The organism is Sphingobium lactosutens DS20 (assembly GCF_000445105.1).
In the GTDB taxonomy this organism is placed as follows: Bacteria; Pseudomonadota; Alphaproteobacteria; order Sphingomonadales; family Sphingomonadaceae; genus Sphingobium; species Sphingobium lactosutens.
In genome coordinates, this window is the sequence record NZ_ATDP01000082.1 from 184,408 (window position 1) to 199,310 (window position 14,903).

Here is a 14,903-nt window from a genome sequence, read left to right on the forward strand (position 1 = left end):
CCGGTCAGGCCGGAGGTGGCGAAAGCACCCGCTTCTCGCCCTGCATGCCCCGCGAGCCGGGGCCTTTTCTTTATCAGGAGCATGAGATGACTATTCTCACCCAATATTATGAGGAGCGGGGCCAGCTCGTCGCGGAGGCGCGCGACCTGCTCAGCCAGGCCGAGAAGGAAACCGACACCAGCAAGGCTACCGAGCTGGAGCAGCGCCACGATGCCATCATGGGCAAAGTCGATGCGCTGGATCTGCGGATCAAGCGCGAAGAGCGCACCGCAGCCGCCGAGCGCGATGAAGAGGAACGCCGATCGCGCAACCGCCCGCGTGGTCGTGATGTGCATCATCGCGGCCAGGAAGGCGGCGAAGGCGAAGAGCGCAGCGACGAACAGCTGCAGGCGGAATATCGCGATGTCTTCTACGCAATGCTGAGCGAGGGCGGCGACGTCGGCGCTCTCACGGCCGAACAGCGCTCTTTGCTGCGTCGCGGCTACGTGGAAAACCGGACGCAGACTGCGGGCTCGCCGGCTGCCGGCGGCTACACGGTTCCCACCACGCTGGCGAACCGCATCGTCGAAACCATGCTCGATTGGGGACCGATGTATGATCCGGGCATCACCGACGAGATGGTCACCAGTTCGGGCAACCCCTTCGACATCCCGACCAACGACGACACCGGCAATAGCGCAGACGCGCTCGACGAGGCGGAAGACCTGCTGGAAGACGACAGCGGCGATCTGGAATTCGGCGAGGCGAGCCTCAGCGCCTATGTGGACGCGACGCCCTGGCTGAAGATCAGCTTCGAATTGCTCCAGGACTCCGTGTTCAACATCGAGCGCTTCGTCGGCCGCAAGCTGGGCGAGCGCCTCGGCCGGCGTGCCAATCGGCAGTTGACCATCGGCACCGGCGTCAACCAGGCCCGCGGCATCGTCGTCGCCTCGTCCATTGGAAAGACCGCCGCCTCGGCGACCGCGATCGTCGCCGACGAGCTGATCGACCTGCAGCATTCGGTCAACCAGGCCTACCGCCGCAGCCCTTCGTGCCGCTGGATGTTCTCGGACACCACCCTGGCCGCGATCCGCAAGCTCAAGGACGGACAGGGCAACTTCCTGTGGCAGATGGGCGATGTCCGTGCCAACGCGCCCGACATCATCCTCGGCAAGCCTTATTCCGTCAACGACGACGTGCCGCAGATGGCGACGGGCAACCGATCGGTGCTGTTCGGCGACTTCAGCCGCTATACCGTCCGAAAGGTCGGATCGCCCCTGATCGGCACGGTACGGGAACGCTTCTGGCCCAAGGTCGGCATGGCGGGTCTCATCCGTTACGACGGCGATCTGCTCGATGCGGCCGCGGTGAAGCACCTGAAGCAGGCGTAAGCGCCGCTCTGAAACCCGGGAGCGGCGTTGCCGCTCCCGGCGCGAGAGAGGAACTCCCATGGTCAACAAGACATCCACCGCGCGTCCTGCGCGCCGTTCCGCCGCGGCACCTGCCCCGACGGCCAATGTAGCAACTCAGCCGGGGGCGGCAGTTGCTGGCCAAGTCGAATCTGCCGAAGGGCCGACACGCTGGCTCGAAATGAAGGTCGGGATCTCGGGCACCCAATATTCGCTGTCGCCCGGCTGGAAACATCCGTTCTGCGATCAGCCCGGTCCCGATGGCGAGCCTTCCGAAGCGCAGCGCCTCATCGACGCGGGCTTCGCGTTCGAGACCGATCCGCCGGCGGACGCCTGATCCATGCTCAGCGCGCCGATCGTCGTCACACCACCCGAGGGCGATGTCATCGACCCGGCGAAGATGAAGCTGTTCCTTCGCATCGATGGCGACGACCTGGACGGCGAGATCGCGGATTATGTGACGGGCGTTGCGGCCGAGATCGAGCGAATGACGTCCATTCGCCTGCAGGAGCAGGTGGTCCAGATCCAGGCCGACAATTTCGATGATCTCCGTCACCTCAATGTCGGACCTGTCGCGGAGGTGGTTTCGCTATCCTATCGCGATCGTTCCGGCGCAGAGATCGCGGTCGCGGACGGTGCCTATGAACTGTTTGGCACTGACCTCGATCGCGGCATTCGCCCAGCGCCAGGCTTGTCCTGGCCGGTACCCGTTGCAGGCAGCGTGCGCGTCACCATGAAGGTAGGATATGGGGAAAGCCTCCCGCCTTCCCTGTCGATCGCCTTGAAGGAAGCGGTGCGAGCCCGGTTCGACGGCACAACGTTCGATCTTTTTGCCGCCACCGTGAATGATCGAATCTGGCTATGAGCGCGAACCGATGGTCGGATAGCCGGAAGCGGCGTCATAAGCTGCTGATCCGACGGGTGGAGGAGATCGAAGACGGCAAGGGAGCGTATATCCCCAGCTGGACGACGATCGCCGAGCCCTGGGCTGAAGCGGAAGGGCTCAACGGTCGAGAGGCCATGCTGGATCAGAGCCTGCAGAGCATCGCCGTCTATCGATTCAGAACGCGGTACACCGACAAGATCAAGACGGCCGACCAAGTCCGTTTCGGCGAGCTGAACCTGAACATCACCTCCGCTGTCGACCCGATCGGCACCCGGCGCGATCTGATCATCATCGCCACGACCGAGGGCGCGCGGAGCGATGCGCCATGATGCAATATTCGCGGCTTGAAGGCACGGAGATGGTGCTTCGTCGCTTCGACCAGATCAGCGATGCCGCGCACGATCAGCTGGGCGTCGAGCTGGCGATCATCGGCCGGGATTTGCGCGAACGGCAACAGGCGGCAGCGCCGGAGCGCACCGGCGCGCTGCGCGGCGGGCTGAGCGTCTGGCTGATGCTCGAGCAGCTGAAGGTCCGCATCGGCCTGCTGACGCAGGGCCGCGGCAAGAGCAACCTGTTCTACGGGCGCATCATCGAATTCGGCCGGAAGGCGCAGACGGTCATCGTTCAGCGCCGGCGGCGGGTGAAGGTCGCGATCGGCGGCGGCGAGCAGAAGGCAATATTGCGCAAGGCGCGGGGACGGAAGCTGGCCGCCGATATCGCATCGACCTATTCCATGAAGGTGAAGGCGCGCGCGCCGCACCCTTTCATCTTCGTGCCCAATGCCCAGGAGGAGGCGACGCAGCGCCTCGTCAATTTCTGGGATCAGACGCTGTCCAAGGCCGGGGCCTGATCCATGAGCGATTTCGTCGACCTTTTCACGCCATCGCAGGACGCGGTGATCGCGAAGCTGAAGGCGGGCGTGCCGCCGGCGCTGGGATCCGTGCACCAGCATGTGAAGCAGGACACGCAGCCGCCCTTCGTCATGGTCGGGTCGATCGACGCCGCCAATGAAGGCAGCAAGGGCGCGCAGGCGGAAAATATGACCGTCGAACTGCATTTCGTGACCCGGGGGCCAAGCCGGGCCCCGCTCATGGCGCTGATGCACGCGGCGCGCGTCTGCCTGGAGGGCGCAGCGCTGGAGGCCGACGGCATCGCGTTCCAGCGCCCCATCTATCTGGGCGCGACCGTCAGCAATGCCGGCGCCGATGGCGTCACCTATGCCGGCATCAGCACCTTCGAATTCATCGCAGAGCCGGCCTAACCGGCAGGGAGACATCACATGGCAAACGAATATGGTCAGGACTGGCGCGTCTGTTTCGGCGACGGCGAGGAGGCGGAGGTATTCACCGCGCTGGGCGGCGAAACCGGCTTCAGCTTCCGCCGTTCCTCGCAGGAAATCGACATTTCCGACAAGGATAGCGGCGCCTATGGCGGCACCAGCTATGGCAAGCAGAAGATCACGATCAGCCCGTCGGGCAATCTGAAGCTGCCCGATGCCGCGTTCAAGCTGCTGTCGGACGCATCGAAGGCGCAGCCGCCCGAAATCAACCTTCAGATCAAGAAGGGCAGCATCATCAAATATCATGGCACGGTGGCGATCGGCAATTTCTCGTCCGAGCACCCGCAGACTGGCGCGGTGACCTTCAGCTGCGACCTGTCGAACGTCGGCGCGCCGATCGTCGATGACCTGACGGCGACGGCCTGATGACGGCGCGTCGTCGGGCGGCAGGGAGGGCCGCCAACGCCCAGCGCGGCGAGCATGAACTGACGCTCGCCGGTGTAACCTATCGGCTGCGCCCGTCGCACGACGCGATCGTCGCCATCGAGGAGGTGACGGGTCGCAGCATCATGGACCTGTACCGCGCGGGCAATGTCGGCGGCCTGACCCTGACGCAGCTGGGCCAGATCGCCGGCGAACTGATCCGCGCCGGCGCTGCCCAGGGGGACGAGCTCACCGCGCAGGTCGATGACGAGCGTATCGGCGAGTTGATCTTCGAAGAGGGCGTCTTTCGCGCGATGGCGCGGCTGACGTTGTGCCTGGTCGACGCGGCGTCGGGCGGTCGCACTGCATCGGGGGAAGCGAAGGCGGCTCCAGCAAAGCCGAGAAGGACCGCTGGCGCCGCCTGATGGGCCTTGCCCTCGAGAATTTCGGGTGGAGCGCCGACCAGTTCTGGTCGGCCACGCCCCACGAATATTGGTCGATGATCGACGCGCGGATCGCCGCGAACAAGCAACGGAGGTGATGGATGGCAGGCAGGGGCAACCGCCGCGATCTCTACCTCCAGGTATCCGGCGACATCAACGGCCTGCGCACTGCGATGACCGCCGGCAAGACGGTCATCAACGACTTCAACGGCGCTGCGATCAACGTGATCGAGGAGGTCGAAAAGGAACTGGCCAAGGTCGGCACCGGCGGCATGCCGGGCCTGAAACAGACGGAAAAGGCCTATCAGGACACGTTCCGCCGCATCGGCGAGGCTGCCCGCCAGGCCGCCAATGCCCCCACCGATCAGGCGGCCGCGCAGATCCTGGACGCGAATGCGACGCGCGAAGCGGCGGCCGCCGCCACGGCGAAGGCGCAGAGCCTGCGCACGCTGGCGGAAGCCGCCGCCCGCGCCGACCAGTCCACCGGCGGCGCTTCGACCGCGACGCGCGCTTATGCCGTCGCGGCCGCGACCGCCGCAGCCAATGCAGAGCAGGAGGCGGCCGCGCTGCGCGAGCAGCTGGTTGTGCTGCAGGCGGTCGAGCGCGAACTGGGCACCAGCACCACGGCCCACCGCAAGCAGGTCGCGGTGTCGGGCGAAGCGCGCGCGGGCTATCAGCAACTGTCCTATCAGCTGGGCGACGTCGCGACCCAATATGCGTCCGGGACATCGGCATCAATCATCTTCGCGCAACAGTCGGGTCAGGTCATCCAGGCGATCAGCCTGATCACCGGCGAGACCAAGGGTTTTCTCGGCTTCCTCGGCGGCCCGTGGGGCATCGCCTTGGGCGCAGCCGTCGTGGCGCTGACCCCATGGGTGGCGAAGCTGCTGGAGGGCAACGACGCGTTGGGCGACGCGATCGAGAAGCTGAAGAAGGACGCGCAAGAGGCGGAAATATCCCGACAGGCGCACGCCGCCTATACCAATACGCTGGAGGGCCAGATCGATGCGCAGCGCCGGCTCAATCAAGAAATGGAGCGAGGCCTTCAAAGCCAGCGGCAAATCAATGCCGCCAAACTGGCGGACGCGCTCAGCGCCGAGGTAAAAGGCACTTTCGAATTGGCCAAAGCCGAGCGCGAACTCGCCGCCGCTCGCAAGAACTCGGCTGACGCAAATGCACTGGTCAACAATCCCCGTTTCGGCACCACGCCCGAACAGATGGAGGTGTATGTCGCCGCCGCCGCCGCCGCCGAGCAGCGCCTACGGGAGGCCGAGCAGGCAAAGCGGAACGCCGAAAGTCTGATTGAAGATGCCCGGCGGACGCAACGAACGGCGCGAATAGCAGCAGCTAAAGAACGTGCCGAGGCGGCCGCCGACCCCGTGAAAGCGATCAATGCCCGCTATGACAGGGAGATCGAACGCGCAACGGCCTTGGCAGGTGCAAACGACCAGCTCGCGAAAAGCTACGATGCCACAGTTACCGCGATCAACAAGAGGCGTGAGGCTGACCTAAAAGCGGAACAGGAGCGGAAGGCGGCCGAGACGCGGGCTGCAAGCGATGCCCGGAACGGCCGCCTGACACCTCGAAGCGTCGGCGGCATGCTGACGGATCAGTTTGGCGGCACGATCACGTCCACGACCGGTGGGAAGCATGTCGCGGGATCCTACCATTATCGCGGTCAGGCGGTCGATTTCGTGCCGAAGGGCGGCATGGGTTCGGTGTCGAAGGCTGAAATCCGGGCCTATCTGGAAAGCCAGGGCGTCAGCATCAAGGAACTGCTTGGCCCCGGCGACAAAGATCACGACGATCATTTCCATGTCGCATTCGGCAAATCACAGCGCGGAAGCGACGCGATCGCGCGGTCGGCCGAGAGCGCCGCGAACCGTCAGACCCGCGACGAGGACGCCTATGCGTCGCTGCTGAGCCGGGTGAAGGACCAGCAGCTGCGTGTCGAGCAGTCGCGCCTCGTGACGATCAGCGAACTTGCCGACAATGACCGGCGCCAGGTCGACCTGGCCCGGGAGGATATCGAGCGGGCGGCCGACAAGGGCGTCGCGCTGAAAAAATGGACCGAGGCCGAGGCTGAGGCGGTCAAGCTGATCGCGTCGGAAAATGCCGAGAAGGAAAAGGCGGTGATCGCCGAGCGCGAGCGCGTCGCACTGCGTCAACAGGCAATCGACAGTGAGATGGTGCAGCTTGACGGTCAAGCCGAGTTGCTTCAGCTGCAGGACCAACTTGCGGGGACCGCTAAGGAACGTCGCCGCATTGCCCTGCAGCTACTGGAGATCGAGGGCAAGCAGGCGCGCCTCGCCATCCAACGGCAGATGGAGGCGGAGAAGGATCCCGCCCGGCGCGCGCAGCTGGCCGATGAATATAGTTTTCAGCAGCGATCGGAAGCGTTGCGCCGCGAGGTCCTCGCTCGTCAAAATGCAGGTCCGATGGACAAGTACCGGCAGGAACTCGCGGATTTCGACTATGATGACGCACTGGAGACGGCTGAGGTCCGCTTCTTCGAAAATCTCAATGATGAGCTCGCAGAAAGCGCCACGCGCTTCATCAAACTGAAGGGCGTCGCTGGCGACTTCTTCAACCAGTTGATCGCCGATGTCATCCGGCTGCAGATCAAGCAGGCGATGGCCGGCGGCGGGGGCCTGATCGGCGGGATCATTAAGTTCGGAGGCAGCCTGCTGGGCATCAGCGGCGGCGGCAACGCGATAGCGGGGTCGCTCGAGACTGCCTATGGCAATGTCGCCAGCATGGCGGATGCGCTGGGACCCGGGTTCATCGCCGGCGGTTGGACCGGGAATGGTGCGCGTGGATCCGTCGCGGGCGTCGTGCACGGCCAGGAATATGTGTTCGACGCCGCGTCCACCGCGCGAATCGGGGTGGATACGCTGGACGCGCTGCGTGCCGGCACGCTGACCAGCAAGGTGCCGACGATGCCCAGCGTGGCGTCGGCCGAGCGCGCGGTGTCGGGTTCCTATCCGCCGTTGCAGATCGGGCTGAATGTCATGCCGTCCCCCTATTTCAATGTGGAGGTGGATGGCCGTGCCGCCGCAGTCGCCGCACCGATGGCGTCGGCCGCCGCGAGCGCGGGATCGAACGGCGCGCAGACGGCGATCGCGCGGCAGCGCAATCGGGTGATTCCATGATCATCCTGCCGGCGCGGCCGGGCCGTCGCCTCGATGCGCCACGACTGATCGACTTTGGCGGGTTCCTGACGCCCGACAGCGGCGGGCCGATGCAGCGCATCAACCGCCTGGGCAACCGCTATGCGCTGGCCATCACCATGCCGCCAGTTCGGGGCGCGGCTGGGCGCATCCTGGTCAACCGCCTGATCCGGGGCAAGATGGAAGGCGTGCGCACCAACTGGCCGCTCGACGACTTCGATCCTGGCACGCCCAATGTAGCGAACGGATCGGCGATCGTCATCGATGGCGCGGGGCAGGGCGGGACGACGTTGGCGGTGATGAACGTCGCGCCACGCTATGCCTTTCGCGAAGGACAGCCGATCAGCCTGGAGATTTCCGGCCAGCATTATTTCGATTTCGTCAGCGCGCCCGCAAAGGCCGGCGCCGACGGCAAAGTGTCGCTGCAGCTGACGCTGCCGCTGCGCAAGCCTCCCGTCACGGGATCCGTCCTGCATGTCGCCAAGCCCATGATCGAGGGCTTCATCGTGGGCAGCGAGATCGCCTGGGAACAGGCGCTGTCGGGATACCGGGAAAATATCCAGTTCGAGATCCAGGAGGCGCGCTGATGGCCTTCACCGGATCTGTGCTGACGCTGGTCGCGCTGATGAAGATCGAACTGCCCGACCGAACGATTCGCATGTGCGATGGCGGGTTCGTTTACTGGAGCGAGGAGCTTTACGACAGTGTCGACGAATTGTTCGGCACGATCGGCAGCGCCGAAGCATTCGAGGAAAAGACCGGTGACGAAGCGCCCGGTGGCAAGATGACGTTCCTGCCGCCGTCCACCGCCGCCGGCATCGCGATCAACAATCCGGCCATGCAGGGATCGCGCATGCGGTTCTGGCTGGGCGAGGTCGACCGATCGATCGGCAGGGTCATGGGCATGCCGGAATTGTCGGCGGACCTGACGATCGACACGGTCACGCCCAAGGCGTCAAAAGGGCGGCGCGAAATCGACGTGGAATTCGAAAGTACGGCGCGGCGCCTGTTCCTGGTAATGCGCGGGCAGGCGTTGTCGAACCGGTTTCATCAGAAATGTTTTCCCGGGGAGATGGGCATGGCCAATGCGACCGGCATGCCGCGATCGACCGCGTGGGGCGCGGATAACCCTTCGTGAAGGATCTGGAGCGACGGCGGCTGGCCCTGGAAGCGACCGCCAACAAATATCGCGGGAAAGTGCTGGACTTTCACACGGCCGATTGCGTGCGCATGGTGCGGTTTCACTTGCTTCAGATGGGGCACAAACCGCCGACGCTGCCACGCTACCGATCGCTGACCGGCGCGGTGCGGGCGATGAAGGCCGCCGGCGGGCTGGTCGCGGCGTTCGACGCCATCCTGCCCCGAATCGCGCCGGCCATGATGCTGGACGCCGATATCGCAGTGATCGCCGGCGATGGCGGAGACGCGGCGCTGATCCGGTGCGGGTATAAATTCATGGGCTGGCATCAGGATCATGACGAGGCGGTGAACCTGATGGTCGACCTGGGCAACATCACTGCGGCCTGGCGCGCCTGACATGAGGGCCCTGCGAACCGTAGCCATGGTGGCGGGTGTCGCCGCGCTGGCGACGACCGGGTTCGGCGCGATCGGCGGTGCGCAGCTGCTGCTGGGCAATACGGTGCAGGCGGCCGCGCTGGCCAATACGGTGAGCTCCGTCGCGTCGATCGCCACGGCCGTGTCGGCGGCTGCCTCGGTCGGCGCGCAGCTGCTGCAAAAGAAGCCCGGCATCCTGGGCGGCGTCAATCAGGTGACGATCGATGCGAATGCGCCGGTCCCCTATGGCATGGGCCGATGCTTCACCGCCGGCACGCTGCGCCACGATGTCGGCTATGGCGGCAAGGTCGGGAAGACAAAGAATCCCTATCTGTCCAAGGTCATGATCTGGTCGGCGTCGACGGCCGCGATGATCGAGGCGGTGCTGTTCGACTGGAACACGATCGCCTTCAGCGGCAATTCCGCTGTCGGTTATTACAACAGCTGGCTCTATCTAGACCGGCAGCTGGGCCTGCGGCCCGAGCCCGACGCGCTGGCAGGCCCGTGGGGCGCCATTCCGGACTGGGGCTCAACCTACAAGCTGTCGGGCTATGCTGCGGGCCTCTTCAGCTATCGCTTCGATCGGGACAATAAGCGCTGGGCGAACGGCATTCCCGTCCATGGCGTCGTGGGCCGATGGGCCAAGGTCTATGACTGGCGCAAGGACGATATGTTTCCCGGCGGCGCGGGACCGCATCGCTGGGACGATGAGGACAGTTTTGAATATGATCCCAATGTCGCGCTGAACGCCGTTACCTATGCGCGGGGCCGCTACAACAGCAATGGATTCGCCGGCGTGCGCATGTGCGGGTGCGGTTTCGGCTATGACGAGATCGACTGGCCAGCCTGGACCGCCTTCGCCAATGTGTGTGAGGCCAATGGCTGGGAGGTCAACGGCTTCGTCTATGACGGCCCTGGCATCAGCCTGTGGGACAATCTGAAGCGCATCTGCGCGGCTGGCGCGGCGACACCGGTGATCAGCGGGGGGTTGCTTTCCGTCCGGTTCCAGTCGCCCAAGGTGGCACTCGACACGATCACGAATGACGATTTCGCGGAGGGCGAACGTGTTGCGCCGGGAATGCGCACCTATCGTGACCGCGTCAATTCGATGGTGCCGAAATACCGGTCGGAGGCGAATAAGTGGGAGTATGTCCAGTCCGACGCCATCACGGTCGAAGATTATGTCGCCCTCGACGGCGAGTTGAAGGAAGAGGAATGGCCTTGCGAACTGGTGACCGACAAGGACCAGAGCGCGCAGATCACATCCTATGAGCTCTACAATCGCCGTGAACTGACGGGGTGGACCTATCCGCTCAAACCGCGGCTCTGGCACATCAAGCTGGGCGAGGCCTATCATCTGATCGACCCCGAACTGGGCGTCGACCATCTCGTGGTGGTGGCGGCGATCACGAAGGATATCGGGACGGCAACCGTCACCGTGACCTTCGAAACCGAGACGACGGAAAAGCATGCCGCCGCGCTGGCGGCGACCGGCACCGCGCCGCCGCCGCCGACGCTGGTGCCGCCTGGCGAGGCGGATGACGATGCCTGGAGCGGTCTGGATGCCGTCAGCGAGCTGACGGTTGATGGTGGTATCGGCGAAGCGGTCCTGCATTGGCAGAATCCCACGCAGTCGATCTTCAAATATTGCCGGGCCTATCGCGGAACGATCGACGATATCGGCGCCGCCTCGGAAGTGGCCGGGCCGATCTATGGCGGCCTGGGCCAGCTGCAGAAGATAACCGACCCGGCGGCGGCCGGTGACTATCTGTGGTGGGTGGTCGCTTTCGACGTCGACAACAACCCGAGCGAGCCCGCCGGGCCGATCAGCGCCACGATCAGCTGAAGGAAAGAAAAATGCACTTTATGACCGCGCCGCGCTTTGCGGCTCGCGGCGCGATAGCGCGCGCGTCATGAGCGTGACCCGCGACCTGTTCGCTGCCCGTAATCGGCCCTTCGGCGTCGTGCTGGAGCTTGATTATGAGGGCGCGGAGCTGCCGCTGACCGGGGCCAGCATTTCGATGCAGGTGCGGCAATATGCCGGTCAGCCCGGCGAACCGATCGGCGAGCATGTCGATGTGCCCTTTACCGATGCCGCGCATGAAAGCGAGCCTGGCCTTCGCACGTTGCGCGTGGAGCCAGCCCTGTCGCGCGCGACGCTGGAAGCGATGCCGACCGGGCTCAATGCGCCCGAAGTCGGGGAAGCGGACCGGCATTTCCACGAAATCAAGCTGACCTATGCGGACGGGGCGCAAGACACGCTCTGGACCGGCGCCTTCTTCCTTGAGCCCGGAGTGGACGACACATGAATTTGCAGACGCCTATCAGGGACCGCGCGCGCGGTCTGCGCGGTCCTGGCCTGACCAGCGAGCAGGAAGCGCAGGTGGAAGAAGCGATCGCGGCCGGCGAGGCCATTCCCAATATTCGGCCGACGTCGGGCGAGCAGCTGCCGTTCACTTCCGCGCTCAATGGCGCGAACGGTGGGGCCGTGGCGATCGTCGAAGGCGGGCGGGTCGTCGGTTTCACCATCCCCGCAGGGCAGACGGGCGCGGGCTCCTTCACGCTGCCGCGCACCTTCTTCACTAAGGAAGAGGCGCAGCGCCTGAAGGGTTGCACCATCCGCTTTCCCGTCGTGATGGAAGCCAGTGTCGGCTTCCGGGCGGCGACGCCATTTGGCGGCAACGCCGTGCGGGCCGATCGCGACACTGGCTTTATCGACCTGAACGAAGGATCGGCGCTGGCGGCGGAGCAAGCCGAGGGCAGCACGGTCCTGACCCGCGATTATCTCTATGTGATGCAGGGCGACGAAATTTGGGTCGGGCCGACGCTGCAGATCGCGCCCAATGCGCCGACCAGCGCCGTGCGCTATTTCAAGGTGACGTCCTGCGTTTATGAAGTCGTCGCCACGCCGGCGTCTACCGCCACCACGGGTGCGGATGCGGTACTGGACAATCGCTTCGCGGCGACGGCGCCCAAGGTCGATGTGTTCCGGTCGATCGAGCCCGCGCTGAAGATGAATGGCGGCGCGCAGGTCCTGCTGGACGCGGCGGGCCGCGACATGGGCGCGACCGTGGAGATCGGCGCCACGGGCGCGGGCACCATCCTCCAATGGAAACTACCACTGACCGGCGCATTGCGCGAAGCAATGCAGGGCGGGCAGCCCGAACTGGAGCTGGTGTTCGAGACGAGTCCGGGATGGGACCGGGCCCATGCCATCAACATGCAGGCCGGCAAGTTCGACCTGACCTGGGTCGATTTCTTGACCGCCAACCGGCGCGATTATCAAACGATCGACCTGGCGACCGGTCAACGCACCAAGCGGGTGATGGGCTTTTCCTTCCTGGCGCCCGACGACCTGTCGGAATTTTCGGACCTGCGCGCCTATATCGCCCTTACTGACGCGACGCCGGCGACGGTTGCTGAGCGTATCCGCCTGACCGGCTATTCGATCAAGATGTTCCGAACGCGCGGCAATGGCGAATTGCCGGTGCCGCGCACGCTGATGCTGGCCGGCGAGGTGTCGCGCGCATCGGCCGTCGAACAGGCGCTGGCCACCGTCTATGGCACGGGCAAGCGGGTCGGGGCGCAGCTGCCCGTGTCGGACTATGGCAGCATTGCAGAAGCGCTGAAGGCGGCGACCGCGCTGGCGGGGCCCGGCGCGATCGCGATGGTCGAACTGGACGAAGGGACCTATTTCGAACACAGCTTGGGCAAGATCACCAACGGCACCGATGGGGTGCTGCCCGGCCAGGATGGCGCGTTCATCGGCCTTCGCGGCAAGGGCATGGGGCGCACGCGGATCGACGGGTCGCTGCCCGCCAACACGCCGATCGACGAGATCCGCGCGACCAGCACGATCGACTTTAACGCGAACCAGTATCTGGAAGGCGTGACCCTGATCGCCGAGGGCGAGCGCTATGGCGGCCATGTCGACAATGCCAATTACAAGAAAAATACCTGCCTGATCTGGCGACATGTCGAGGTGGAGCATCGCGGCAATGACGCGGCCGACGCCTATCATGGCACGACGGTCTGGCCATCGCAGCACCCGATCGCGATCGGCACCACGTCAGGGTCCTTCTACGGCTATTACGAATGCCGGCTGAAGGGTCGTCGTGCCGCCTTTTCCGCGCATGACCAGCGCAATTTCGAGCAGCCGTCGACGGTCGAATGGGTCGGCGGCCCCCTGACGGCCGTCGATACGACAGGCTGGAGCTATCGCCTCGAATCGATCGGGTCGATGGTCATGAACCGCGCGCTGCTGGCGCATGCGTCGCTGGGCGGGGAAATCAGCATGGCGGCGCAGCCATGGCTGCCCGATGAACCGGAAAATCAGCCGGCGGATCATCGCTGCTGGGAACTGACGGGCTATGGAAACAGCCCCGCCGCGTTCCGGATCCAAGATTTCGGCCGTGCGCTGCGGATCACGTCAGCGACGACCGGCCCGGGATCGAAGGTGGCCGTTTCCAACGCCGCAACGCCGATCCTGTTCGGCAAGACCGGAACGGAGGGCGTCACCCAGGTCGATGGCGATGTCGGCCTTTCGGGCTACGCCTATGGCTATATCGACATTTCCGACGCCAGCACCAAGGCGGACATCACCGCATTGAAGGCGAAGCTGGGCAACCGCACCGCTTCGCCGATCACGCTGACGGTGCATGTCGATGCGCTGGCGCCGATCGATATCGTCCTCAACAAAAATTATCTGGCGATGACCAATGCCGAAATCATCGCCGACATGAACGCGGCGCTGGGCGGCGTCGCCATCGTCTCTGAATATGCGGTTGGCGAACGCTATCGCCCCTTCTTTAGCGACGAAGAGCGGCAGCTGAAGAACAGCAGCGGCACGACGATCCTGATGGGCATGGCGCTGGCCGTCGACAGCGATGGCGCGGGCACGGTGCGGCCGATGACCGCGACCGACCTGCCCACCGCGTTCGCCGGCGTTGCTTGGGAGGATATTCGCCCCGGCGCGCATGGCCGGGTCAAAACGGATGGGTGGTTGCCCACGGCCGACCTGCTGCGTTCGGATGGCGGCAGCCCGAACCTTGGTACCACATTCGCGATCGACCCTGCCAAGCCTGGCTATGTCCTGTCCAACAACGTCAGTGGGTCGGGCATCCTGCCGGTCGTTCGTGGTTCGCTGGGCGCGGGACTGTGGACGGTCGCGGTTCGCACGCAGATTGATGGGCAGGATGTCGTCGATCAGGCGGCCGATCTGGTACAGGCAGCCTATGACACGATCGGCGCGCTGGGCGATCCCGACAATATTGAGGCGATTGGGCGGATACCAAGTGAAGGCGCGAATGTTATCCCCATCGACGGCAACGGCCTTTCACTCTCTCCCAGTGCCATTCTCACAGGTGCGCAGGCGGTCCTGCCGATCCATTTCAGATCGAGCAATATCTACCGCACCAAGCGGGCGCTGATTGCCGCGCATATTGCTGGTGATTCGCTGATTGATGACGGCCCGCGGCTGACATCTGCGATATTCGATGCGCTCAGGAAGGGGCGCGACTTAATCGTCACCGAGCCTATCTGGTGCAACACTGGCGCTGTTGTTACCGCCGAGGGCACGTTGTTAAAAATCATCGGCATGGGCGAGGGCAGCATTATCGGCGGTCCTGGTGTTGTAGGTCCTATCGTCAAAGCGTCAAACATTGCGGATGTCGGAGAGACCTTCGCCCGCTCAATCGACGCCATCGTTAACAATATCAAGTTTGACGCTCGCTTCGTACCAGGTGGCAACCTTACCAGCGC

General features: G+C 64.6%; 16 protein-coding genes. All 16 read left to right on the forward strand.

Features of this window, described 5'->3' with window-relative positions; all coding sequences use genetic code 11:
* Positions 1-44: 44 nt before the first annotated feature.
* On the forward strand, positions 45-1,370 hold the full coding sequence (locus RLDS_RS39205) for a phage major capsid protein (protein ID WP_236616846.1): 1,326 nt from the start codon (positions 45-47) through the stop codon (positions 1,368-1,370).
* Between the two features lie 58 nt (positions 1,371-1,428).
* Positions 1,429-1,725, forward strand: coding sequence for a hypothetical protein (locus tag RLDS_RS39210; RefSeq protein WP_021225890.1), 297 nt, complete (start codon positions 1,429-1,431; stop codon positions 1,723-1,725).
* A gap of 3 nt (positions 1,726-1,728) precedes the next feature.
* Positions 1,729-2,253: a head-tail connector protein gene (locus tag RLDS_RS39215; RefSeq protein ID WP_021225891.1), complete on the forward strand. Its 525-nt coding sequence runs from the start codon at positions 1,729-1,731 to the stop codon at positions 2,251-2,253.
* Positions 2,250-2,603, forward strand: a complete 354-nt coding sequence (locus RLDS_RS39220) for a phage head closure protein (RefSeq protein WP_021225892.1) — start codon at positions 2,250-2,252, stop codon at positions 2,601-2,603. The genes RLDS_RS39215 and RLDS_RS39220 overlap by 4 nt, the downstream gene beginning before the upstream one ends.
* Complete coding sequence (locus tag RLDS_RS39225; protein WP_021225893.1) at positions 2,600-3,124, forward strand: HK97 gp10 family phage protein; 525 nt, start codon at positions 2,600-2,602, stop codon at positions 3,122-3,124. The genes RLDS_RS39220 and RLDS_RS39225 overlap by 4 nt, the downstream gene beginning before the upstream one ends.
* Positions 3,125-3,127: 3 nt before the next feature.
* Entirely contained in the window at positions 3,128-3,535 is a 408-nt protein-coding gene (gene gp17 / locus RLDS_RS39230; protein ID WP_021225894.1) for a tail completion protein gp17, read from the forward strand.
* An 18-nt stretch (positions 3,536-3,553) separates the two neighbouring features.
* A complete protein-coding gene (locus RLDS_RS54510; RefSeq protein ID WP_021225895.1) occupies positions 3,554-3,979 on the forward strand; it encodes a phage tail tube protein in 426 nt (141 codons plus the stop codon).
* Positions 3,979-4,401, forward strand: coding sequence for a hypothetical protein (locus tag RLDS_RS39235; RefSeq protein WP_021225896.1), 423 nt, complete (start codon positions 3,979-3,981; stop codon positions 4,399-4,401). Before RLDS_RS54510 ends, RLDS_RS39235 begins: the two co-directional genes overlap by 1 nt.
* A complete protein-coding gene (locus tag RLDS_RS55250) occupies positions 4,401-4,517 on the forward strand; it encodes a phage tail assembly chaperone (RefSeq protein ID WP_021225897.1) in 117 nt (38 codons plus the stop codon). The genes RLDS_RS39235 and RLDS_RS55250 overlap by 1 nt, the downstream gene beginning before the upstream one ends.
* A gap of 3 nt (positions 4,518-4,520) precedes the next feature.
* The gene (locus RLDS_RS39240) at positions 4,521-7,571 is read left to right on the forward strand and encodes a hypothetical protein (protein WP_021225898.1); all 3,051 of its coding nucleotides are present in this window, start codon (positions 4,521-4,523) and stop codon (positions 7,569-7,571) included.
* Positions 7,568-8,176 carry a hypothetical protein gene (locus tag RLDS_RS39245; protein ID WP_021225899.1) on the forward strand — a complete coding sequence of 203 codons (609 nt, stop codon included), beginning with the start codon at positions 7,568-7,570 and terminating at the stop codon, positions 8,174-8,176. Before RLDS_RS39240 ends, RLDS_RS39245 begins: the two co-directional genes overlap by 4 nt.
* Positions 8,176-8,727: a hypothetical protein gene (locus RLDS_RS39250; RefSeq protein WP_021225900.1), complete on the forward strand. Its 552-nt coding sequence runs from the start codon at positions 8,176-8,178 to the stop codon at positions 8,725-8,727. The genes RLDS_RS39245 and RLDS_RS39250 overlap by 1 nt, the downstream gene beginning before the upstream one ends.
* Entirely contained in the window at positions 8,724-9,125 is a 402-nt protein-coding gene (locus tag RLDS_RS39255) for a DUF6950 family protein (RefSeq protein WP_021225901.1), read from the forward strand. Before RLDS_RS39250 ends, RLDS_RS39255 begins: the two co-directional genes overlap by 4 nt.
* A 1-nt stretch (position 9,126) precedes the next feature.
* On the forward strand, positions 9,127-10,989 hold the full coding sequence (locus tag RLDS_RS39260) for a phage tail protein (protein WP_152528038.1): 1,863 nt from the start codon (positions 9,127-9,129) through the stop codon (positions 10,987-10,989).
* Positions 10,990-11,056: 67 nt separating this feature from the next.
* The gene (locus tag RLDS_RS39265; protein ID WP_021225903.1) at positions 11,057-11,452 is read left to right on the forward strand and encodes a hypothetical protein; all 396 of its coding nucleotides are present in this window, start codon (positions 11,057-11,059) and stop codon (positions 11,450-11,452) included.
* Positions 11,449-14,903, forward strand: a 3,455-nt coding sequence (locus RLDS_RS0128065; protein WP_031298026.1) for a hypothetical protein, incomplete at its 3' end; no start/stop codon positions are given. The genes RLDS_RS39265 and RLDS_RS0128065, both read left to right, overlap by 4 nt.